Annotated in this window: 17 protein-coding genes and 1 tRNA gene; 7 read left to right on the plus strand and 11 right to left on the minus strand. The window is 56.6% G+C overall.

The genetic code is table 11. The features are described 5' to 3' along the window. Positions 1-6 precede the first annotated feature (6 nt). Genes nrfD through LHF31_RS01430 form a run of 5 tightly spaced genes read right to left on the minus strand, consistent with a single transcriptional unit; the run spans position 7 to position 5,898 of the window. Positions 7-1,446 carry an NrfD/PsrC family molybdoenzyme membrane anchor subunit gene (nrfD, locus tag LHF31_RS01410; protein ID WP_298007812.1) on the minus strand — a complete coding sequence of 480 codons (1,440 nt, stop codon included), beginning with the start codon at positions 1,444-1,446 and terminating at the stop codon, positions 7-9. Beyond that, a complete protein-coding gene (locus tag LHF31_RS01415; protein ID WP_303773261.1) occupies positions 1,436-2,158 on the minus strand; it encodes a 4Fe-4S dicluster domain-containing protein in 723 nt (240 codons plus the stop codon). The genes nrfD and LHF31_RS01415 overlap by 11 nt, the downstream gene beginning before the upstream one ends. A 30-nt stretch (positions 2,159-2,188) precedes the next feature. After that, a complete protein-coding gene (locus LHF31_RS01420; protein WP_298009093.1) occupies positions 2,189-4,315 on the minus strand; it encodes a molybdopterin-dependent oxidoreductase in 2,127 nt (708 codons plus the stop codon). A 20-nt stretch (positions 4,316-4,335) separates the two neighbouring features. Then, entirely contained in the window at positions 4,336-4,878 is a 543-nt protein-coding gene (locus LHF31_RS01425) for a cytochrome c3 family protein (protein ID WP_298009095.1), read from the minus strand. A gap of 42 nt (positions 4,879-4,920) precedes the next feature. After that, on the minus strand, positions 4,921-5,898 hold the full coding sequence (locus LHF31_RS01430; RefSeq protein ID WP_303773262.1) for a c-type cytochrome: 978 nt from the start codon (positions 5,896-5,898) through the stop codon (positions 4,921-4,923). A 201-nt stretch (positions 5,899-6,099) separates the two neighbouring features. On the opposite strand from LHF31_RS01430, the gene LHF31_RS01435 reads away from it, so the two are divergent. The 6 genes from LHF31_RS01435 (at position 6,100) to LHF31_RS01460 (ending at position 16,688) form a co-directional block, all read left to right on the plus strand. Then, the gene (locus LHF31_RS01435) at positions 6,100-7,329 is read left to right on the plus strand and encodes a class I SAM-dependent RNA methyltransferase (protein ID WP_298007744.1); all 1,230 of its coding nucleotides are present in this window, start codon (positions 6,100-6,102) and stop codon (positions 7,327-7,329) included. Between the two features lie 52 nt (positions 7,330-7,381). Next, positions 7,382-8,686, plus strand: a complete 1,305-nt coding sequence (locus LHF31_RS01440) for a cyclopropane-fatty-acyl-phospholipid synthase family protein (RefSeq protein ID WP_298007742.1) — start codon at positions 7,382-7,384, stop codon at positions 8,684-8,686. A gap of 286 nt (positions 8,687-8,972) precedes the next feature. After that, on the plus strand, positions 8,973-12,311 hold the full coding sequence (locus tag LHF31_RS01445) for a S8 family serine peptidase (RefSeq protein WP_298007740.1): 3,339 nt from the start codon (positions 8,973-8,975) through the stop codon (positions 12,309-12,311). An 86-nt stretch (positions 12,312-12,397) separates the two neighbouring features. Then, on the plus strand, positions 12,398-13,645 hold the full coding sequence (hutI, locus tag LHF31_RS01450; protein ID WP_298007738.1) for an imidazolonepropionase: 1,248 nt from the start codon (positions 12,398-12,400) through the stop codon (positions 13,643-13,645). Beyond that, a complete protein-coding gene (locus LHF31_RS01455) occupies positions 13,642-16,005 on the plus strand; it encodes a tubulin-like doman-containing protein (protein ID WP_298007735.1) in 2,364 nt (787 codons plus the stop codon). Before hutI ends, LHF31_RS01455 begins: the two co-directional genes overlap by 4 nt. Positions 16,006-16,052: 47 nt before the next feature. After that, positions 16,053-16,688, plus strand: coding sequence for an HD domain-containing protein (locus tag LHF31_RS01460; protein WP_298007733.1), 636 nt, complete (start codon positions 16,053-16,055; stop codon positions 16,686-16,688). On the opposite strand, the gene LHF31_RS01465 is transcribed toward LHF31_RS01460, so the two are convergent. From LHF31_RS01465 to LHF31_RS01490, 6 genes are all read right to left on the minus strand, one after another. Beyond that, positions 16,685-17,491: an SDR family oxidoreductase gene (locus LHF31_RS01465; RefSeq protein WP_298007731.1), complete on the minus strand. Its 807-nt coding sequence runs from the start codon at positions 17,489-17,491 to the stop codon at positions 16,685-16,687. The genes LHF31_RS01460 and LHF31_RS01465 overlap by 4 nt on opposite strands. A gap of 46 nt (positions 17,492-17,537) precedes the next feature. Further along, a tRNA-Ser gene (locus LHF31_RS01470) sits at positions 17,538-17,624 on the minus strand. Positions 17,625-17,668: 44 nt separating this feature from the next. After that, positions 17,669-18,937, minus strand: coding sequence for a glycosyltransferase (locus tag LHF31_RS01475; protein ID WP_303773264.1), 1,269 nt, complete (start codon positions 18,935-18,937; stop codon positions 17,669-17,671). Beyond that, entirely contained in the window at positions 18,924-19,460 is a 537-nt protein-coding gene (locus tag LHF31_RS01480) for a CinA family protein (RefSeq protein WP_298002804.1), read from the minus strand. Before LHF31_RS01480 ends, LHF31_RS01475 begins: the two co-directional genes overlap by 14 nt. A 204-nt stretch (positions 19,461-19,664) precedes the next feature. After that, a complete protein-coding gene (xylB, locus tag LHF31_RS01485; protein ID WP_298002801.1) occupies positions 19,665-21,161 on the minus strand; it encodes a xylulokinase in 1,497 nt (498 codons plus the stop codon). A 17-nt stretch (positions 21,162-21,178) separates the two neighbouring features. After that, positions 21,179-22,153 carry an acetylxylan esterase gene (locus LHF31_RS01490; RefSeq protein WP_298002797.1) on the minus strand — a complete coding sequence of 325 codons (975 nt, stop codon included), beginning with the start codon at positions 22,151-22,153 and terminating at the stop codon, positions 21,179-21,181. A gap of 358 nt (positions 22,154-22,511) precedes the next feature. On the opposite strand from LHF31_RS01490, the gene LHF31_RS01495 reads away from it, so the two are divergent. Further along, positions 22,512-23,588, plus strand: a complete 1,077-nt coding sequence (locus LHF31_RS01495) for a LacI family DNA-binding transcriptional regulator (protein WP_298002794.1) — start codon at positions 22,512-22,514, stop codon at positions 23,586-23,588. Positions 23,589-23,596: the final 8 nt, after the last annotated feature.

Consider the following 23,596-nt stretch of genomic DNA (forward strand, 5'->3'; position numbering starts at 1 on the left):
TCCTTTTTATTCCAGTTCCGAAACCGTTGGAACTCTGGCTTTTCCAATCTGGCGAATCATGTGGGCTTCCTGACCTTCCCGCACTTCCCAGACCGGCACCATGGGGATGAAGCGTGAAGCCAGCATGTAAAGCAGGATGAACAACGCCAGCGTGCCGATGGAAATGATGATCTCAATGCGCGGGACATACGTTCCCCAGTCAAAGGGGAAGCGCTGATGGGCAAGTGTCATGGGAACGATGGTGTAGCGCTCGAAGTACATACCCACGTTGATCAACAGGGTGATGATGAGCATTACCCAGGGCGTGCGGCGAATCCGGCGGTTCCATAACGTCAACCATGGAATCACCACGTTGAACACGATCATTGACCACCAGATCCACGCATCAGGACCGCTGGAATGGAAGAAGAGCACCTTCCGCACCGCTTCGTAGCCGCCATACCAGGAAACCAGATAGTCGTTGAAGAAGAAATACGCCCATGCCATGGAGAACACCAGCAACAGTTTCCCGAGCGCGTCCAGATGTTCTTTGCGGATGAAGTAATCCATGTGCTTGAGCGTGGCGCGCAGGATAACCAGAATGGTCACCACCGCCGAGACACCGGAGAGAATTGCCCCTACGATGAAATAAGGGCCGAAAATGGTAGAGTTCCATACCGGCGTTTGCGAAACAGCAAAGTCCCACGAAACAATGGTATGCACCGAGAACATCACCGGGATGATGGCAAAGGCGAAAATGGTGATGGCTTTACGTAACCGCGCCCATTCTGCCTCGGTGCCTCGCCATCCCAGCGCCAGGGCCTTGTACACCGCATGCCGCCATCCCTTGGTGCGGTCACGCGCCATGGCTAGATCGGGAATGAGCGGCAGATACAGATAAATGGTGCTGGACAACAGATACGTGGTGATTGCCAGAAAATCCCACACCAGTGGAGAGCGGAAATTGGGCCAGAGCCAGCGCGCATTGGGGTAGGGAATCATCCAGTAGAACACCCATACCCGCCCCAGGTGAATGAGCGGGTACAGCGCACCCGCCGCCAGACCAAAGGTGGTCATTAATTCTGCGGCGCGGGTAAACGGACGGCGAAATTCAGCCTTGAAGACCCGCAAAATGGCAGAGACAAACGTACCCGCATGACTGATGCCAATCCAGAACACAAAGGTGACGATGAATACCCCCCAGTACACGGGTTTACGCACCCCGGCAAGCCCGATACCGGTTGCGATCATATAACCCCAGGCGCCGAAGAGGCATACCAGCACTACCACCGCCAGAAACGCCACCACAGCCCAGTAGCGTGGGGTGGTATGCACCATGGACTCCATCACCATGCGGTTGAGTTCCTCGCGAGGGCGAGGGTCAAACATCAACTGCTCACGCAGTTCGGCTTCTTCATCATCAACGCCGTGGATAGGGGTGGACAGAGATTTTGCTTCAACCGCCATAGGTTCCCTCTCCCTTCAAATAGGTGACTTTTGGCTCAGTGCCCAGTTCCTCCAGCAGGGTATAACGCCGCTGATTACGCGCCGCCTTGCTCACCCGGCTGTCCGGATCGCTCAAATCGCCAAAAATAATCGCATCAGTTGGACAGGCCTGTGCGCAGGCAGGGACAATTTCGCCATCCCGGACAGCCCGCCCTTCGGCTTTGGCGCGTTCCTGCCCTTCGTAAATGCGCTGGACACAGAAGGTGCATTTTTCCATCACACCCCGCCGCCGAACGGTCACGTTTGGATTGAGGTAATAATTCATCGGCGTGGGGATTTGCTGACTGTAATCGAACCAGTTGAAACTGCGGGCAATGTAGGGACAGTTGTTGGCGCAGTAACGGGTGCCGATACAGCGGTTGTACACCTGCAGGTTGATTTGTTGTTCTTCGCTGTGCACGGTGGCAAATACCGGACAAACCGGTTCGCAGGGAGCGCGTCCGCACTGCTGGCACATCACCGGCTGATAATGGGGAGAAATATCTGGATACTCCCCCTCCCAGTACCGTTGAACGCGAATCCAGTGCATCCCGCGTCCATAACCGGCATCTTCCTCGCCCGTCCAGGGGATGTTGTTTTCCATGGCGCAGGCGGTCACACAGGCGTTGCATCCCGTGCACACATCCAGATCAATGACCATACCCCAGCGACCTGTTTGCTTTTCTTCAGCCATATTGCTCCTCCTGATGACTTGCTGACACCTTTAATGTTCTCCGTAAACCCCGCTCTTCGATTCCAGCCGGGACAGCGGGCGGCGTTTACCGGTAGGTTCGAGGCGCACTTTTGTATCGCCCACTGCCAGATCTCCGACAGTGTTGGTCAGACTCTGAATGACCTCTGCCGGATTCACTCCGCGCCCCTCAGCAAAACGCCCCAGCGCCGTGTGCCCCTGTCCAAAGGGGACGGCAACCGTATCGGGACGAATGGCGGGGTAGAGATAGGCTACCGCTTCAATCTGCCCGGCAGAGGATACCAGCCGCACAATATCATCGTTATGAATACCCAGTTCTTCAGCCGTTTTGGGGTTAATCTCCACCCAGGTATTCCACATGACTGTGGTCATCGGGTCAGGGGTTTCCTGTAACCAGGGACGGTTGGCGCCACTGCCATCGCCCATCTGCGTGGGATACACCACCAGATGGAAAGTCTTTTCTCCGGCACGCTCGGGTAAAAGCACCTTTGCCGGGACAGTGCTGAGATCCGCCGAATCCGGAGACTCTCCCACATCCTCCCAGTAGCCGCCCTGTTGAAGGAAACGCGCCCAGAAGGTCGCCAGTTCTGGAGCACCACTGCGCTGGAAAACCGGTTGAAGTTTCTGCTGGATGAAGTCTACCTCGTCGGTATAGGGCAAACCCGAAGCGGCGATCAGCACATCCACGGTCGCGCGCGTATCGTACAACGGAACCACCACCGGCTGTGCCGCAGAAATGGCAAACCGCGGAGTGCCCGCCAGCACGCGAACATACCCAAAACCTTCCAGCGGGCTGTGATCGGGGAAGACGTAATCTGCAAACAGGGAAGTCTCATCGGGGAAAGTGGCAAAGGAAATTACCTGCCGGACCTTGCTTAAGGCTTGTTCAAACCCCAGCGATTTGGGGAGTTCAAACAGCGGATTGGCGCCATGGATGAAAAGCGTATCCACCTCTCCCGCCTGCATGCGCTGAATGAGAGTTTGAACCGATTCCAGGGAGTCGGCTTTTTCTTCTCCGGCAATCAGGAACACGCCGCCCGGCTGTCCAACCCGACCCAGCGCCACATTAAGAGCGAAAATTTGCAGGGCGTTTTCAAGCCCACTGGCATGTCCCAGTGCCCCGCCACCCGGTAAAAAGAGGGGACGCTCTGCGCGGGCAATCAACTGCGCCAGATGCTCCAGTTTTTCCTGCGGAATACCGGCGGCTTGAGCGACTGCCTCCACATTGACGCCGCGGTAGTTGTTTTCCAGCATTTCCGGCATACGCACAGCGCCGCTTTCGACAAGCAGTTTGCCCAACGCCATGGCAACCGCGCCCTCTGTGCCTGGGGTGAGGGGGTACCATTCATCTGCGCTTCCGGCAGTGAGGGAAAGACGAGGCTCAAACGCCACCAGATAACCCCGCTTTTTCAGAGGCTCCCCCCTGCGGCGGAAATCGCCGAAGGCACGGCTGTAAGCCACCGGCGAGAGCCAGGTTTCCAGGAAATTCGCGCCAAACGACAGCACCAGATCGGCGTCAGCCAGATCAAAGAACGGTAAAGTGGCTTTCCCAAACACCTGACGGGCGGCTTCTACCAGCGTCGCGCGGGCTTCAAACATGCCCAGAGCACCAAACCGCACAGGCGCAGGCATCCCTTTCGTCCGGGTGAGTTCCTCAACGAAATCAAACACATGATCGGCATTCAAGCCCAGATAAAAGGCTACCCGCTGAGGGTCACCGTTCAATGCAGAACGCACGATTTCAATGGCTTCATCCCAGGAAAGGGCTTCCGTGCGAGCATCTCCGCGCCGGGATCTGCGCACGGGGGTTTTGTAGCGGTCCGGGTTGTACAGCCCCTGCACTGCTGTGAGCCCTCGCGGGCAGAGTTTTCCACGGTTGACCGGGTGCGCCGGATTGCCCTCGGCTTTGATGGCACGTCCCTCAAAGGTACGCATGATCATCCCGCACCCTGCAGGGCATTCGCGGCAGGCGGTGGCATAATAGGTGCTTTTGCCAATCTGGCTGTATTCCGGCATCTCGGTATAAGGGCGCCGCAGGACATAACGGGAAGCCGGACCGCATCCCGTCAGTACCGCTGTGGCGGCAATCCCCAATCCGGTGAGTTTTAGAAAATTTCGGCGGGTAAGTTTCTCGCTCATACCTGTCCTTTCGCGGCTTTTTAGTAATGGCAAAGCGAACAGTCGGAAAGACGCGCCCACTTTTCTTTGGGCTGTTTGCTGTGACAATCCAGACACCAGCCCATATTCTGGCGGGGAATGGGTTGAGCAACGGTCACTTTTTTCATATCCCCGTGGCAGGTTTCACAAGCCACGCCAGCAGCAACATGAGGACGATGATTAAACCGGACGAAATCAGGTTGAATGAAGACCGGCACCCAGGGGATTTCCTCGCCGTTAGCCACATACTGCGCCAGTTTTTGCAGTTCGGGGGAAGTTTTGGTCTTGGCAACCTGCTGATGGCATCCCCAGCACAGACTGGAAGAGGGTAACCCTGCACTTGCCCCCCATTGCGCCCCGGGATGGCAATAAAGACAGGGGATGCCCGCACCCACATGGAAGTTATGCGGAAATTGAATCGGTTGCGGAGGGGGTTGTTGCGTCAGGTAAATACCGCCGACAGCGCCCCCCAGTAAAATCAGCACCACGATGCCTATCGTAATGCGAAACCACGGCTGCAAGTACCATGGAATAAGTTTGGACATGAAACGAGGCTCCTTTCTTCGTCAGGCTCGACTTGCAGAGAATTACTGTTTCTTTCCTCGAATGACCCAGACAATGACAAAAATCACACCAATCAGGAAAACGCCCAGTACGAGCGCAAACCCCAGCCCGGTGAACAACGCCCCAAAGGCGGTGAGCACCCCTGTAAGGACATTTCGGGCAGGACCGCCCGGCTGAGCCGCCGGCGCAGGAGTGGCTTCACCCAGAGAGGGGGACTGCTGGACTTCCATGCCGGAGGGAAGACTCTGGGCATACAGCAAAACATCTCTTCCCTGTTGAGCCGTCCACCCCAATTCATATCCGATCACCATCTCCGTTCCGGGGGTACCGAAACGCGTCTTGTGCAGAAAACGCCACGGATCAAGTTGTGCCAGAGTGCCCAGGGTCGCATCCCGTCCTTCAAAGCGGAAACGCAGGGTGGTGCCATCTTCTCCGTGACAGCGTGCGCATTGCGCCTCATACAGGGCTTTACCACTGGCGGAATCCCCCCCGAGGACTTTGAAGGTCTTTGGGTCAATATACTCGTTGTCGTTGATCAGTGCGGTTTTGAGGAAATGCGCCAGGGCTTTTAAGTCCGATTCAGAAAGATAGGGAGAAAAATCGTGCTGGGGATCTTTTTTACCGCTCAAGGTTGCCACAATGTCCTCTTCGGTGCTTTGAGTGACGGCAGGAAAAACCCCCGGAAAACCGGTATAGCGGTCGCTTCCCTCGCGGTAGGCGCCGTCTTTGCCCTGATAATCCCATCCATGGCAGGAAACACACCGCCACGTTTCGGCTCCACTGCGGGTATTGGTCGTCTGGCGATCCCAGATGGGCATGTTGCCCTGCGGCGGTTGAACCCCTAATGCCGCATACCAGTTATCGTAGAGCAGAGCGCCGCGGGTCACGTCTGAATCTTGCCCCAACGCCCGTGCCTGCACCTGCTCCATCCAGCCAACCAGCACAACCAATCCGACGACCAGAAACAGCAAACCTGCCTTTATCAAGCCCTTGCTTTTCATGGGATGCTCCTTGGCAATGGTCTATCGAATGTTCTTCTCTTCACAAAATTATAACAATTTTGCTCCGAACTATCGAACATTAAGGGGTGATTAATGGGTGATTGGGATGTATGATGTTTTCTCGCCCTGCTGTGATGAAACCCGCCTTTATGAATCTGTAATCATTATGACTCATTTTTGAAAAACAGGTAAAATGAAACTGTGGGCGAATTTCATCTGGTCGATTTAACGCAAATGACCTATGGCGGCGAAGCCATGGGACGTCTGCCCGATGGGCGGGCGGTATTTGTACCGTTTGCACTTGCCGGAGAACGGGTACTGGTGAAGTTAACCGAAGAAAAACGCGGTTTTGCCCGCGCTACCCTGATGGATGTCGTACAGCCCTCGCCGGCACGCATTCGACCCCGCTGTCCGCACTTTGCGCAGTGCGGCGGATGCCATTACCAGCACATGGATTACTCCCTGCAGTTGACGGTCAAGCAATCTATCCTGACGGAGCAACTGCAGCGCATCGGTGGTATTGCGGACCCGCCTGTGCGGTTGATCATCCCCTCACCACAAGCCTGGAACTACCGCAACACCGTGCAGTTTCACCTCACCCCGGATGGGCAACTGGGCTTTCGCGCCACCGACGACCGCACAGTTATTCCCGTTCAGGAATGTCATCTGCCGGAAGAGGCGCTGCTGGAGATCTGGAAGCAAATTCAGGCTGAACCTCTGCCGGACCTGGAACGTCTCTCCCTGCGGCTTGGCGCGGATGGGGAGATTCTGCTGGTTCTGGAAAGTCTGGAGACGAACCCGCCTGCAATTTCAGTAGAAGAACTGCCTGTTTCTGTGGCGCATATGGGACCAGCCGGAACGCTGGTGCTGGCTGGCGATGACCATGTGGTGATGGAAGTGCTGGGACGCCCCTTCCGCGTATCGGCGGGATCTTTCTTCCAGGTGAATACCCCCATGGCAGAAGCCATGGTGAAACATGTCCTCTCTCTGCTGCCTGCAGATCAACCGGGGACGGTGCTGGACGTGTATTGCGGGGTTGGATTGTTCAGCGCATTTCTGGCGCCGCGCGCGCGGAATCTCATTGGCATCGAGTCGGCGCCCAGCGCCTGCGATGATTTTGCCGTCAACCTGGACGAATTTGATCATGTGTCGCTGTACATGGGAACGGCAGAGGAAATTCTGCCGTCCTTACAGGTACATCCCGAAGTCATTGTGGTGGATCCGCCCCGCGCAGGGCTGGAACTGGCAGCCCTGGATGCCATTCTAAGCATGGGCGCCCCCACGATCATTTACATCTCGTGCGACCCCGCCACCCTGGCACGGGACGCCAAACGGCTGATTCGCGGCGGATACCGGCTGGAACAGACTACTCCGTTTGACCTCTTCCCGCAAACCTACCACATTGAAAGCATCAGCCTGTTTCAGCGTTAATCTTCCATAGCCTTTCAGCGTTTTGGGGGTTGACTCTATCAGGAGGTGCAAAATGGTTTCTCCAACCGTTCAACAGCAGGTTTACGCACGGGATATTACCCTGTCGCTTTTAGAACGCTTATTTCCAACTGATCGGTTGGATAGCGTTCGTTTCCGATTATGGGACGGCACTCACTATCCTCAAGGGGATTTTCCCGGTAGTGCCACAATTGTGCTCAACCATCCCGGCGCCCTGCGCGCCATGTTGTTGCCCGGTACCGAGGTCGGGCTGGTGGAAGCCTATCTGTACAATGACTTTGATATTGAAGGGAATATTGAAGCAGTGTTCCCTCTGGCAGAAATACTGGCAGAGCGCACCAACCAGTGGCAGAAGAAACTGGATATCGCCCGGGACCTCTTGCGCCTGCCCAACCAGCAGAATCCGCGCATCAGCAAACGCGGAGCGGCACGACTCTCCGGAAAACCCCATTCCATTGAACGAGACCGACAGGCAGTACGCTACCACTACGACGTTTCCAATGATTTTTACAGCCTCTTCCTGGGGAAGCGCATGGTGTATTCCTGCGCATACTTTGAATCGCCAGACCGGGATCTGGACACCGCGCAGGAACACAAACTGGAATATATCTGCCGAAAATTAAGATTGAAGCCGGGACAAAAGATTCTCGATCTGGGATGTGGCTGGGGTGGACTGGTGATCTACGCCGCCGAGAAATACGGAGTGGACGCCACCGGCATCACCCTCAGTGAACCACAAGCCAGCCTGGCTCAGCAACGCATTGCCGAAGCAGGGTTACAGGCGCGCGCCCGCGTGCGGGTTCAGGACTACCGGGAAGTGGAAGAATGGGAACAATACGATGCGCTGGTCAGCGTAGGGATGTTTGAACATGTGGGCGAGAAACTTTTACCGGTCTATTTTGAGCGGGCATACCGACTGCTCAAACCGGGTGGAGTTTTCCTGAACCACGGGATTGCCCGGCGCGCCATCGAAAAAGGCTGGAATCCGCAATCCTTCTCGAATGCTTACGTCTTTCCCGATGGTGAACTGGTGCCCATTTCCACCACCCTGCGCGCCGCCGAAGAGGCTGGCTTTGAAGTGCGCGATGTGGAAAGCCTGCGCGAACACTATGCCCTGACGCTCAGACACTGGGTTGCCCGTCTGGAGGCGCATCACGCAGAAGCCCTGCAGTTTGTGGAAGAGCCCACCTACCGGGTCTGGCGCATCTACATGTCCGGTTCGGCGCACGGCTTTGCCACCGGGCGATTGAACATCTATCAAAGTTTGCTGGTGAAACCTGCCGCTCAGGGCGCAAGCGGGTTCCCCCTGACCCGGCGCGACTGGTATGATGCAGGGTGATGAAAAAAATAATCCTCAAAGAAACTTGACTTGAAACCCAAATCTTGCTAGGATGAATACGGTAAACATTTCATTTCTGCAAGGTCAGGGAAAACCTTTTCCACTGAAAGCGTCTGCGTTTCGATCATCTTTTCTCTCCCGGCAAGAAGAGCACCTCTCTTCTTGTTTTGTGGTGTCCCAGAAAGGAGGTGGTTCAGCGAAATTCCCGGCAAGGCGTGCCTGCATCATCACCTGATTCAATCTGTTTCTCTAGTAATTCTTTCGCTAAACGAGGAGACACTCACGTATGAAACCCCAAAAACTTCTTTGGAATGTTCTTTCTGTCATCATGGTTGTGGCGCTGGTGTTTGGGTGGAACTCCCCTGCGCCGGTCGTAGCGCAATCCAGCGGTCCGACGGAACGACCGCAGTTTAAGGCTGAACGCCTTTCTGGCGAAGTTTCTACCGATGCGGTGGAGCGGCTGAGTCAGAAGAGCGGTATTGTGGATATTGTCGTTGAACTGGAAGGCGAACCAACCGCGGTGACCTTTGCCAAAGCCCGCGAGACCATGGGTCTGGAAAGCGCTAACGAACTGGCTGCCAGTCGTCTGCAGGCTTTGCAGGCGGCACAGGCAACCCTGCTTTCCAGAATGACCGCGGCGGGCATTGGGCAAAAGGTGCTTTTCCAGACCCAGCGCGTCTTCAACGGCATTTACATGAAAGTCGATGCCAGCAAAGTGCGCGAAATTTCCAGACTGCCGGGCGTCAAGGGCGTATATCCGCTGGTGCCCAAGGAACTGGATAACAACTACAGCGTACCGCTGATCGGCGCCCCGCAGGTCTGGCAGAATTACTTTGTGCGAGGCGAAGGCGTCAAGGTCGGCATCATTGATACCGGTATTGACTACCTGCACACCGACTTCGGTGGTCCAGGCACCGGTTATGACACCAACGACTTCACCGTTGATGAACCCGGCTTTGCCGATGGTTACCCCAGTGCCAAAGTGGTGGGCGGCTACGACTTTGCGGGCGATGCCTACGATGCCAGCAATCCTGCCAGCGTGCCTCAACCCGACCCTGACCCGATGGACTGCAACGGACATGGTTCGCATGTAGCCGGCACTGTGGCTGGATTTGGCACCAACACCGATGGCACCACCTACACGGGTGGTTACAGCACTACCACACCGTTTACCACTGCCATGGACATCGGTCCGGGCGTAGCGCCGCTGGCAAAACTGTATGCCCTGCGCGTTTTCGGGTGCAGTGGCTCCACCAATCTGACCGATGCTGCTATCGAATGGGCAACCGACCCGAACGGTGACGGTAAATTCGATGACCGCCTGGATGTCATCAACATGTCACTGGGGTCCTCCTATGGGTCCGAATTTGACACCTCAGCGGTGGCATCCAACAACGCCGCGCTGGTGGGGGTAATTGTGGTGGCTTCGGCAGGCAACAGTGCGGATACCCACTATATCACCGGAGCGCCGGGCGTGGCAACCCGCGCCATCAGTGTGGCTTCGTCACAGGATGCCGGAAACATCAACACCACCAGCCAGTTCCGTGTGAATACCGGTAGTCTGGCGGGCCTTCACCCGGCTCTGGAAGCCGCCTTTGGGCCTGATCTGGCAGTGGTAGGCGACGTTACCGCCGATCTTGCTTACGATTCAACCAACCCCCTGGGGTGCAACGCATTCGCCCCGGGAACCTTTACAGGTAAAGTTGCCCTGATCAGTCGTGGAACCTGTACCTTTGTTGCCAAGGTCAAGAATGCCCAGAACGCTGGCGCTGTAGCGGTGATCGTGTTCAACAATGCAGCGGGTGAACCCTTTGTCATGGGCGGAAGCGATCCCACTATCACCATTCCTTCGGTAATGACCAGCCTTCCTGTTGGAAATGCATTGATTACCGCACTGGGCTCTGAAACCGTAAACGTGACCCTCTCCGCGCAGTGGCGATACACCCGCCGTGCCGATGCCGGTCCCAATCCTGCGCTGGTTGACCTCCCATCTTCCTTCACCAGCCGCGGGCCGCGCCGGGTGGATTCCGCCCTTAAGCCGGACATCTCCGCCCCCGGCGATACAATTTACTCGGTTGCGGTGAGAACCGGAAAATACGGCACCAGCATGAGCGGCACGTCCATGGCGGCGCCGCACATGACCGGCGTGATGGCTTTGATGCGCCAGTGGAAACCCACCTGGACGGTGGAAGAACTCAAAGCCAATGTGATGAACACCGCCAGTTATGACATCACCCCCGGAGCCACTAAATTTGCGCCGCAACGGGTAGGCGCCGGGCGGGTGAATGTACCAGCCGCATTGACCAACGAGGTCGTCCTCTACAACGCGCAGGATGCAGGCGCCGTGAGCGTTTCGTTCGGTGCGCCGCAGGTTACCGCGCTGACCTCCTGGACCAAGACGGTGCGGGTGGTGAACAAGGGCGGCACTGCCGTGACCTACACACCCTCGATCGTCCAGCGCACACAGGTTCCCGGCGTGACCTTTGAACTGCTCGATAGCAGTGATGCGCCGCTGACCAGCCTGACCGTGCCGGCAGGCGGAAGTGTGGAATTCAAACTGAAGATGACCGCAGACCCTGCCGGAATGACCCACCCGCGCGATGCCACGATGAGTTCCGCCCAGACGATCTCCAGGTTCTGGATGGCAGAAGCCAGCGGGTTGATCGTATTGACCCCAGCCAGCGGTACGGCGTTGCGCCTGCCTTACTACGCCGCCCCGCGCCCGGCTTCCACCCTGCGCGCCGCTTCGAGCAGTGTGACAGTGGACGGAACTGGTTACGCTGAGGTGACCACCACCGGTACGAATGTTGATACCAGTAGCATTGCCGCACCGCCCGTCGGAGAAATTGCTCTGATCACCGCCTTTGAACTGATGGGTACCAGCCCCAACGAGAATCTGAACACCGGCAATCCGGCACTGGAAGCAGTGCTGGACGGCGCCGACCTGAAGTACATTGGCGCAATGACCGATGCCCACCTCTACCCGACAACCGGTGTGGAAGATCCTGATGCGGTGATGTATTTTGGCATTGCCACCCACGGGCAGTGGTCCACGCTCAACGAAGTTGAATTCGACATTTACATTGACGTGAATCAGGACGGTGTTGACGACTACGTGCTCTTTACCTGGAACTACGGGCGGGCAACAGGCGGTAGCAACCCCACCGATACATTTGTGACGGTGCTGTACAATCTCTCTACCGGAAGCATGATGGTCGAATCCTATGTGAATGCCGTATCCCCCGCTTATCTGGACACCGTCGTTTTCAATAACAGCGTGGTGGTCCTGCCGGTGTACACGGCAGATTTCCTCACCAGCGCCGACAGCGAGTTCGACTTCTACGTGGTCACCTTTGCCCGCGAAGCGGATAACGCAGTGGATGTGAGTGACGTCATGACCTATGACGCAGCCCATCCGGCGCTGGATACCTCGGGTGGATTCACGGGCTTGCCGGTCTGGTTCTACGGTGACGACATCCCCGTGCAGGTGGACTACACCGTCGGACGTGATGCTGGCGACCTGCTCCTGCTCTACCATCACAACGCCGAGGATGCCACGGTCAAACGGGCTGAGGTGGTAAAGGTATTTGACCGCTTCACCTATGTGCCGGTTATCCTGAAGTAATTCCTCTTGTATTTCACCTCAATCCCCTCGAGAATTCCCTCGAGGGGATTGATTTTTTTCATCCGGATTCGGTCTATAATCTTAACATGCTCATCCACTCTGCCCGTCAACTGCTCACGTTTGCCGGGGGACCGCAACGGGGAAAAGCGCTGGGAAACCCTGGCATCATTGAAGATGGCGCACTGCTCATTCGGGGTGAACAGATTGCCGATGTTGGCACAACTGCCGACCTGCTGGCAAAATATCCCACCGAACCCCGCCTGGATGCCCGGGGAAAAGTGGTCATGCCGGGGTTTGTGGACCCACACACCCATCTGGTTTTCGCCGGCGACCGCGCTGTTGAGTTCGAGATGCGCCTGCAGGGCAAAACGTATCTGGAAATCCTGCAAGCCGGCGGGGGAATTCTCTCCACCGTGCGGGCAACGCGCTCTGCCAGCCTTGAAACACTGGTCGCCTTAGCCGCCGAACGCGCCGGGGTGATGTTACGTCACGGCACCACCACTGCTGAAGCCAAAACCGGGTACGGGCTGGAATGGCAATCTGAATTGCGTCAAATGGAAGCCCTGCTTCGTCTGGACGAACTTAACCGGCTGGAAATTCACCCCACCTTTCTGGCGGCGCACGCCATCCCTGAAGAGTACCGTGACACCCCCAATGAATACGTCGATCAAATTTGTAATATGATGTTACCGGAACTGCGCCGCTGGTGGATTCGTCACGCCAATGCCCGCCCGCTCCCTTTTGTGGATGTATTCTGTGAACGGGGCGCGTTTACTCTGCCGCAGTCCCGCCGGATTCTCGAAACCGCCCGCGCATTGGGCTTCCCGCTCAAAATCCACGCGGATGAGTTTGAAAATCTGGGCGCCGCAGGCATGGCTATGGAACTGGGTGCTGTCTCGGTAGATCATCTGGTGAAGACCTCACCCGAGGAAATTGAACGCCTGGGCACAAGCCAGACCGTTGCCGTAAGCCTTCCCTGCACACCCTTTGGACTGGCAGAATCGGAATACACCCCTGCCAGAGCCATTCTGGAAGCCAATGGCATCCTTGCGCTTGCCAGCGATTTCAATCCCGGCACTGCCTGGTGCGGTAACATGCAGTTCGTCATTGCGCTGGCGTGCCGGTACCTGAAACTCACCCCGGCGCAAGCCATTGCCGCGGCAACCATCAATGCGGCGGCGGCAATTCGACAGGAACACCGCATCGGCTCGCTGGAGGTGGGCAAGCAGGCGGACGTGCTCATCCTCTCCGTGGACGATTACCGTCATCTGGGGTACCGCTTCGGGGTCAATCTGGTTGAACAGGTCATCAAACGTGGGAAGGTCATGAAATGAACCGTGGAGCGTTAGTCATCGGGTTGGGCGGAATCGGCGCGCAGATCGTAGCGCGCCTGCGCCAGAAACTTGCCATTGAGCCATCTTCCCTGGAAACGCGGATTCAAATGTTAGCCCTCGATCGGCACCAACCCACAGGGACGACCGGCAAACTGCCGCAAACTCACGCTTTTCTGACCCGCCTCGATGCGGCGAAAGGTCAGGCAGAGTCAGCGCAGCAAACCCGCGGTGGGGTAAGAACCCTGTTTGTGGAGGATCTTCAGCGGGGCAGCGCTTCCCAGGTCCTGGGGATTCTGAACGAAGCGCTTGAAGCCCTCAAACAAAAAGAAGTACACCGGCTGGACGTATTCATTGTCGCCAGCACTTTTGGCTTGACGGGAAGCGCCTGGGCTGTGGATATGGCGCACCTGTGCCGCTACCTTGCTTCCGGGATGAAACCCCGGGTGACAGGCGTCTTTCTGACACCGGAAGCCCTGCAAACCAGCCTGCCCATCCAGCGCGAACACCGCCTGCGTCACTTTGTGGTGCTTAAAGAACTGGAAGCCTTGCAGCGAGAACGCCCGTGGAACAAACCCTATCCGCTGTATTCCTCCTCTCCTGTGGAGGAGGTCCCCACTGGGCTAAACCAGCGTCCTTTCGATAGCGTGCAGATTCTGGATTGCAACGCCCGCGAATTGCCTGCCGAAGTGCACGCCATCCCGACCGCTGCCGACATCCTTTTCTACCAGATGGATGCTCAGGTCAGCGCTGTGCTGGAAGAAGCCGCTGAATATTCGCCCTATCGGGGAAACGCCTGCTTCGATACGGTGGGCGTGTATTCGATCGTCCATCCCAGCCACCATTTGCTGAATCAAGCCCGTTATCAATTGATCCTGGACTGTTTGCAAACCTTCCTGCCGGTAGAATGCGATCCCATCAGCGAGGTTCCTCTTCATCTGGTTGAACCGCTGGCCCTTCGCCCGGATTCGCCTTACGGGAAACTGAGCGAGTGGCTGAAAGGACTTCACCGTTCGGGGATTTTGCAGGATATCGTCCAGGTTGCCGAAATTCCTGCCAATCAATGGGAAGCGCAACGCGAACGCCTGAAAACCCGTGGGCTGACTGCCTGGAAAATGGTCCTGTATCAGGCGGAGGGCGCAGAACATGCCTTACCTTCCGGCGCCGAGATGCCCGAAAGCCTTCAACCCTTCCGCGAGGCGCACTGGAATATTTTCCTGCACGCCCTGGTTGAACGCCTTACCACCCCGGACCCCAAAATGGGAACGCCGGGGCTTTACCTGGAACGTCTGCTGGAAGCGGCACGGCGATATGTCGCCGATTTACAGGCTATTTTAAACCTCTGGGAAAAACAGGGTGAAAAGGCTGAGGATGAAACGCTCCGTCAGCAAATTCGCGAGGCGCAACAGCAGTGGGAATCGCGCCGCCGTTCCTTCACCGGTAAATTAATTCCAGGACACGTGCAGGATGCTGAACGTCAATTTCTGGAACTCAAACAAAAGCAGGTCTTCTATCATCAGCGGGAGGTGGTGGTAAAAACCATTCTGGAAATTGCCGAAAAAATGGCAACCCTGCTGGAGAAACTGAACGGTTTCTACCAGAACCTGCTCCAGGCGTTAATTTTCCATCCAGACAGCGTCTATAACATTGCCCGTATAGAACTGGCTGGATTGAAACGCGAACTGGAGAAAGAAGAACGCATCCCTTCCCGGGAACTGGTCATTGATGAGCACTTTGAGCGTCATCGCCTTCAATCCGTCAAACAGGGTTTTCTGGAAGAGTTTCCGGCACAGATCGAACAATTCCTGCACTCTGGCGTGATCCGCGCTGAATGGGAACAGGGCGGGTTTTGCATTCCTCTTCCTGTAGAACGTGCCTCAGACAGCGAAGGCGAGGAACTGGATTTGAGCGATCCCCGTTTATCGCCCGAAGCCCTTGCCAGCCACCTCATCCGTATGCTGGGAGAGACCTTTTCGACATGGTTGCTTCGTGAACAGCCCGGCAACACCGTGTTGAGTTTTCTCCATTACCTCTCCAGCCGTGCAGATTTGATTGCTCAACGCATGGCGCAAAAAAGTGAGCCGCTTCTGCGCACCATCTCACCGGTGCAGAACCTGCGCAGTTTCCTGTTCATGCCGGCATCCAGCATTCCTCTGGAAAGTCCTTATCCGCTTTCTTTACGTGGGGAACTGCATGCACTCATCGGGGATATCTACCTGATTCAAGCCGAAAACCCCAGCAATCTTGCCCTGTTCAGGGTATACCACGGGATTAGTCTGGATCAAATGTGGACACTGGAAGAAAATGAGCCCCGCCCTCTCAACCCTGCCGAACTCAAGCCCCACATTCTATGGATTGTTTGATATCCTGACCTTCCCCGGTATAATCCACCCAGCAAGGAGACCTTTTTATGCCCACCATTGAACAGGCGCGCGGCTGGTACGTCGGCGCCGACAGCGTACACGATTTTGACCACATCCTGCGAGTTTATCAGACCGCCCAACGTCTGGGCACCCTTGAAGGCGCCGACTGGGAAATTCTGCACGCGGCAGTACTTTTGCACGACGCCGTGGGAAGCGCGCCGGGAGAAACAGCCCGCAAGGAACATCACCTTGCCTCGGCGGAATTTGCCGCCCTCGTATTGCGCGCCGAAGGGTGGAGCACAGAACGCATTGAAGCCGTTCAGCACTGCATCCGCGCCCACCGCTATCGCGGAACTGGAGAAACTCCCCGAACTGTTGAAGCCAGAGTGCTGTTCGACGCCGATAAACTGGACGTGCTCGGCGCAGTCGGCGTGGCACGGGTCATTGCCTACGCCGCACTGAATGGACAGCCCTTTTACGCGGAACCTTCCCGGCAATTCCTGGAAACCGGCACCCTCGAACCCGGAGAGCCACACAGCGCCTACCATGAATACCTGTTCAAATTGAGGAAAATCAAAGAGCGCCTGTTCACTGCCAGCGCACGCCAGATGGCTGAGGAACGTGATGCCTATTTGCGGGAATTTTTCGAACGATTTGCCCGCGAATCACGCGGTGAAGCCTAGATCAATCCCGACAGCCGCGCACTGATATCCCACAGTTGCGCGCATACCTCGCGGTCTTCCGCCAGCGGATGACAGGGAGCCATCTGTCCATGCTCAAAATATTTTCCCGTCACCCCTTCCAGATCTGGCGCCGTGACCAGAAATACGCTGGTTGCCGCCCCTTCCTCCAGAGAAGACCCTTGCAGGGAAGGGAACGCCTCGCGAAGCATTTTGGTGGCAACCACGCCCGGATGAAGGCTGTTCGAGGTCACCCCTTTGCCCTCCATGCGGCGCGCCAGTTCTGCTGCAAAGAGCACATTCATGAGTTTGCTGGCGGCATACGCGCGGGAACCCGTGTACCCCTGCTCCATTTGCAGGTCTTCCAGATTCAGACGTCCGTTGCGGTGCATGACCGAACTCACCGTCACCACACGCGCCGGCGCGCTGGACTGTAATAACCCAAGAAGAAGATTGGTGAGCAGAAAATGCGCCAGATGATTGACGGCAAAATTCATTTCGAAACCGTCGCGGCTGAGCAGGCGCTGATGGAGAAATACCCCGGCGTTGTTGACAAGAGCATCCAGACGCGGTGTGAGGGAAAGCACCACCCGCGCCAGTTGACGCACCTCCTCCAGCGAACTGAAATCGGCATTCAGGCAGGTGATATCTGCCTGCGGCACCTGGCGGAGAATCTCCCGTCTGGCTTCTTCCCCCCGCCGGAGATTGCGTCCATGGAGAAATACGCGCCATCCTCTGCGCGCCAGTTCCAGAGCGGTTTGCTTTCCAATACCATCCGTTGAGCCGGTAATTAAGACGGTTTTCATCGTGTCAGTGCATTTTCCAGTATAGAGAGTTATTTAAAAAAAGAGGCGGAGAGGGTGGGATTCGAACCCACGGTACCTTGCGGTACACGCGCTCTCCAGGCGCGCGCGTTAGGCCAGACTACGCTACCTCTCCAGACTCGCCTTTTTCGTGTGGCGGGCGATATTATACCATAATTTTTACGAAGATTGGTCCTCAGACTGCGAGAGGGTGCTCAAATCGCCTGTACGGCTCCAGCGCACCTGATTGCGATTGAAGAGGTCAATCAAGGTACGGCGGGTGAAGAGGTGACGGTGACGTACTGGACCCCGCAGGGCAAACTGATAAGCCAGATCGGCTACCTCAAACGCAGCCTGAGGACGCCCCATGGCGGCGGCGTTCTGCGCCCGTTCCTGCAACAAACGCCGGTCATCCATCAACCAGTGCGCCATGACCTCCAGTACTTCCAGGTCACTGCGGGCTAAATCGCCCGCTCCTCCTCTAACAACCAGTTCGGCATTGCCCGTTTCCTGTCCGGGGATGACATCAATCAACATCATCGGACAGCCCGCCGCCAGCGATTCGGTCACGATCAGTCCGCCGGCTTTGGTCATCACACAATCTGCCGCCAGAAGCATATCGGGCATGTTGGTGACGAACTCATAGAGGTGCACCGGCACATGCCACTCAACTTCCTGAAGTTGCGCGTAAAGATTTTCGTCTTTGCCTGCCACCACGGCTAACTGTAATGGCGCGCCAAAATGGTTGAGCACGTTGAGGGAATCCAGCAAACGATCCACCCGGCGACTGCCCACCGCCAGAACAGTGGTCAAATCTTCCCGCCAGCCCAGGGCGCGCCTCAAGGAAAGTTTATCTCTCCCTTCCCTGCGGTTCAGCGCCGGATTGACCGGAATGCCGGTAATGTAGACCTGTTCCGGGCTTAACCCGTAGTTAATGGCTAAATCGCGCACGATTTCATTGGGTACCAGACAGGCATCCACGGCTTTGTTGAACCACATGCGGTGCACGGTTGCCAGATCGGTCACCACTGTGAGCAGAGGAATATCGCGCCCGAACATGATGAAGATGGCTTCCAGCGGGCTCAGGTACATGGGGTAGGTGGTGATGATCACGTCGGGTTGGGTCTCGCGCACCAGGTCAAGCATGACTTCGTAAAGCAATACGGTAAAAGCGCTTTCTACAATGGCGCTGGTGATGATCGTATCGCTGGCATCGTAACCCAGTTTGTACAGTTCGGGCACGCGGCGCACCAGACGATCATAATCCGCCTGTGAATCGCGCAGGAAAAATGGCGTGCGGCGGTCATCGAGAGGATTGACCACAATGGTTTCCACCAGATCCCCGTACTTCTGCTTCAACGCCATGTCCACAGCATTTGCGGCACTGCGATGCCCAAAACCAGCATCCGCAGTCAGAATCAGCACCCGTTTTTTTTCACCGTTTCCCATGGAAAAATTCCTCCTCATCCAGTAACTCTTCTCGTATCATACTCAATGCCTTGTGAGCGGAAAGGGCTTTGTTCTGGAGACGGTCTCCCTGCCAGAGAAAACGCTCCACCCGCCGGGTGGCAGGCGTTTCCACCGCAATCCACACCAGCCCTACCGGTTTTTCAGGCGTCCCGCCGCCGGGACCGACAATGCCCGTCACGCCAACGCCAACCAGTCTCTCCAGAGCCACCTGATCGGCAAACAAATGCCGGACGCCTGTTGCCATGGCACAGGCTACTTCCTTGCTCACCGCCCCAAATTGCATCAGAATTGTTTCAGGAACATTGAGCAAAGTTTGCTTGACCCCGTTGGCGTAAGCAACAATGCCCCCCAGATAATAATCCGAAGAGCCCGGGATGTCTGTAATCCAGTTGCCAATCAGACCGCCAGTACAGGACTCTGCCGTGACAAGATACCAGCCACGCTGGCGTAACAGAACCCCAACTTCCTGAGACAGACTCAGAATTTCTTTTTCAGTCACCATAGTCAATTGATGATAACACAACCCTTACCCAATCCTGCAATTTAAGAGCGTTCAATGGACAAATTGTCTCTTAAAGTATTCGCCTTGCGGAAGCGCAAAAACCTGCAGGGAGAAACTGCACGCCGGCTCTTGCAAAACAACTTCTTCCCCGAGGAGTAAAAACGCCCCGCGTTGATACGGGGCGTTGAACGCAGTCAAAACAGGTCACCATGTGCTGAGAGTATGGGAAAGATCCCGAAGCGCCGGATACAACTGCCGGTAACCCTGATAGGCTTTCTGGTAAAAGGCTACCCCCTCAGGCCGCGGAGCGGTAGAACCGGTAATGCGGATGGCAGAAGAACAGGCATCGTCCACGGTCTTCCAGACTCCTGCTCCCACGGCAGCCAGGAGCGCCGCGCCGTAAGCCGCGCCTTCGGTGGTATTGACCGTCACCAGTTCGGCATCAAACACATCCGCAAGAATCTGCCGCCACAGCAGACTGCGGGCACCGCCGCCAGAAACCCTCACCTGCTCAATATGCGTTAAGCCGGATGATTTCATCAATTCAAAGCCATCCCGCAAGCCAAACGCCACACCTTCCAGCACAGCACGGGTCATATGGGCGCGGGTGTGCCGGACTGTCAAGCCCACAAACGCGCCGCGCGCCAGCGGATCAGGATGGGGCGTGCGTTCTCCGGTCAGATAAGGCAGGAAAAGCAAACCCTCGCTCCCCATGGGCACATCGGTAGCAGGCTCCAGCAAGTCGTCATATGAGACTCCCGGGGCAAGGGCATCGCGGAACCAGCGCAGGCTTCCCGCGGCGGAAAGCATCACACCCATGAGATGCCAGCGGCCCGGCACCGAGTGGCAGAAAGCATGCAGGCGCCCCTCTGGCTCGATGAATGGCTCACCGGTTGTGGCAAAGACCACCCCTGAAGTTCCCAGGGTCAGGGCAACAATGCCCGGCTGAACCGCGCCCACTCCTACGGCTTGCGCCGCCTGATCACCCCCGCCCGCCATGACCGGCGTTCCCGCTTTCAGGCCGGTGACACGGGCTGCCTCGGCATTCAGGCGACCGGTAATTTGCGGGCCTTCAAAGGTTTTGGGCAACCACTCCCGTGGAATCTCCAGCGCGTTGAGCACTTCATCTGACCAGGTGCGCTGACGTAAGTCAAACAAAATGGTCCCTGCCCCATCCGCGCAATCCACGGCAAACTCGCCAGTCAGGCAGTAGCGCACATAATCCTTTGGCAGAAGAATGTGACGCACGCGGGCATAGATGTCCGGTTCGTTCTCACGCACCCAGAGGATTTTTGGCGCGGTAAAACCGGTGAGGGCATCATTACCGGTAATCTGAATCAGCCGGGACTTGCCCAGACGCTCACGAATCTCATCGCACTGCCGGGCCGTGCGCTGATCATTCCACAAAATCGCCGGGCGCAGGACGTTGCCCTCTTCATCCAGCAGGGTCAGCCCGTGCATTTGACCGGTTAGCCCAATCCCCAGCACGGTACTGCCATCCACGCCGCATTGTTGCAGGACCTTGCGGATACTGTTCACTGTACCCGCCCACCAGTCCTGCGGGTCCTGCTCGCTCCACAGGGGGAAGGGGGTGTAGAGCGGTTGCTCGGTGGTTGCCGTACCCACCACCTGACCCTGTTCGTCCATCAACAGGGCTTTTACGCCGGTTGTAGAGACATCAATTCCCAGAAAGTACGTCATGATTGAACCTCCAGAAATTACAGGGGTAAAAACTCGCTTAAAAAGGCTAACTTGGCTTCGCTCTGATAAGTGCCTCCGCCCTCATGGTTGTTGAACTCGTACACCCGCATTTGCTTGAATCCGGCATAATGATTGTAAGCGGCGTACACCGTCGAAGGCGGGCAAATGGTATCCATTAAGCCCACCGAGAAGAGAGCGGCGGCTCTGGCACGGGCGGCAAAATTCATGCCGTCAAAGTACGCCAGCGTCTGGAAAACCCGCTCGACCTTATCACGGTGGGTTTTACAGTAATTCGCAATCTCAGCGTAGGGATACGTATCCACCAGTTGGGTAGCACGGCGGAAGTGGCAGAGGAAAGGCACATCCGGCATTGCCACGCGCACCTCCGGGCACAGCCCGGCAACCGCCAGGGTGATTCCCCCACCCTGACTCCCTCCGGTGATGGCAATCCTGCTGGAATCCACCTCAGGGCAGGCTTGCGCCGCCTCCACAGCACGCACCGCATCGGTAAATACCCGGCGGTAGTAGTAGGTGTACGGGCTTAAGATGCCGCGGGTCATGAAACCGGGATATTGCGGGTTAGTTCCCTCCGGCTCCGGATCGGGAGTATCGCCGGGCTGCCAGGCACTCCCCTGTCCGCGCGTATCCATGACCAGGGTAGCATAACCACAGGAGGGCCAGAAAAGCCAGTTGAAAGGCGAGCCACGCCCACCGCCATAACCAATATACTCCACCACACAGGGCAGTTTGCCCTGCCGGTTCACCGGCAACAACAGCCAGCCTTTGATGGTTTGTCCACCATAACCGGAAAAAGAGACATCATACGCCTCCAGCGTCTTCAACCCGACTTCCACCCGCTCAAAACGGGCGTTGAGGGGGAACTGACGGGCTTCGCTGAGAGTGGTCTGCCAGAAGGCATCGAAGTCTTCCGGCTCTCCGCGCGCGGGCTGATACCTTTGCAGTTCTTCAAAGGAAAGGTCAAAAAACGCCATGGTTTTCCTCCGGCTGATTCAGAAACAGAACAGGATGAACGATAACATTCTCATTAAAGCACGATTTTTGTGCAAGAGAAGGCAGAAACGCCCATTTTTTAAGAAAATACCCTGATCTTGCCGTTCAGAAAACTACCCATTAACAAAGATTGTCATTGAGCATTTCCATCCCTATCTTTTTCCCGGGCAATGAAGAGATTAAAACCGGCAACGCTGTTCTCAGGGATGAGGCGGAACAAGGCTGTTTTACCTCTGGAAAAATTTCCCTGAACAGCCGAAAATTCTTGACATTCAGGAAAACACGCCTTATACTCAATGCGAACGTTCGCACGAACATTTTGGGAGGAAACAAAAAGAGATGAATCCCCCTAAACGCGCCACGCTGAAAGAAGTTGCCCGTCTCGCCGGGGTCAGTTACCAGACGGTATCCAAAGTGCTGAACGGTCAGGTGCAGTTACCTGCGGCAACCGAAGCCCGTATCTGGGAAGCCGTGCAAGCGTTGAATTACATCCCCAACCATACCGCGCGCAGTTTACGCTCCCGGCGCAGTCATACCATCGCCTATTGCTGGGCGCCTACGGCAACAGGGCAGGCAAACCCCATTCTGGACGAATTGCTCCAGTCCATGGTGCAGGCGGCAGAACGACAGGGATATTACCTGCTTTGTTTCCCCAATCAGCCTGACCCCCAACGCCTGCGCGAAGCCTACCGGGAGTTAATTGATTCGGGCAGGGTGGACGGTTTTATCCTGTCCAGCGTGGAGTATGAAGACCCGCGCATCCTGTATCTGATGGAACGGCGTTTCCCCTTTGTGGCATTCGGACGGTCCAACCCGGAGTATCAGTTTCCCAGCATTGATATTGACGGCGGGCTGGGGATGCTGAAAGTGGTGCGGCATCTGGTCGAACGCGGACACCGCCGCATTGCCGCGCTCACCTGGCCCCCCGAATCGCGGGTCGGCGCGAACCGCATTGCCGGATTCCTGCAGGGGCTAATCGAAGCCGGCATTCCCCCCGTTCCGGAATGGATGGAACGCGGCGAGGGCGTGCCTGCTTTCGGATATCAAGCCACCCTGCGTCTGCTTGCGCTTCCAGAATCCATGCGCCCAACAGCAATTGTAGCCTTCAACGATGCGATGGCGCTGGGCGCAGTGCGTGCGGCACAGCAACTGGGCTACCGGGTAGGGAGCGAGATTGCCATCACCGGCTTTGACGACACCCCCCTTGCCCGTTACACCATTCCTCCCCTCACCTCCGTTCGCCAGCCCATCTGGGAAGTCGGCGAGCGACTGGTCAACCGCCTCATTACCCTGTTAGACCATCCAGATATTTCCTCCCCGTATTGCGAGTTGATTGAACCCGAACTGATCATCCGCGCCTCCAGCACGGGAGAAGAAATCCCTCTGGATCAAGATCACCCTTATCTTTACCCATAGAAAGGAAT

Origin of the sequence: Anaerolinea thermophila (assembly GCF_020723905.1) — a bacterium.
In the GTDB taxonomy this organism is placed as follows: Bacteria; Chloroflexota; Anaerolineae; order Anaerolineales; family Anaerolineaceae; genus Anaerolinea; species Anaerolinea thermophila_A.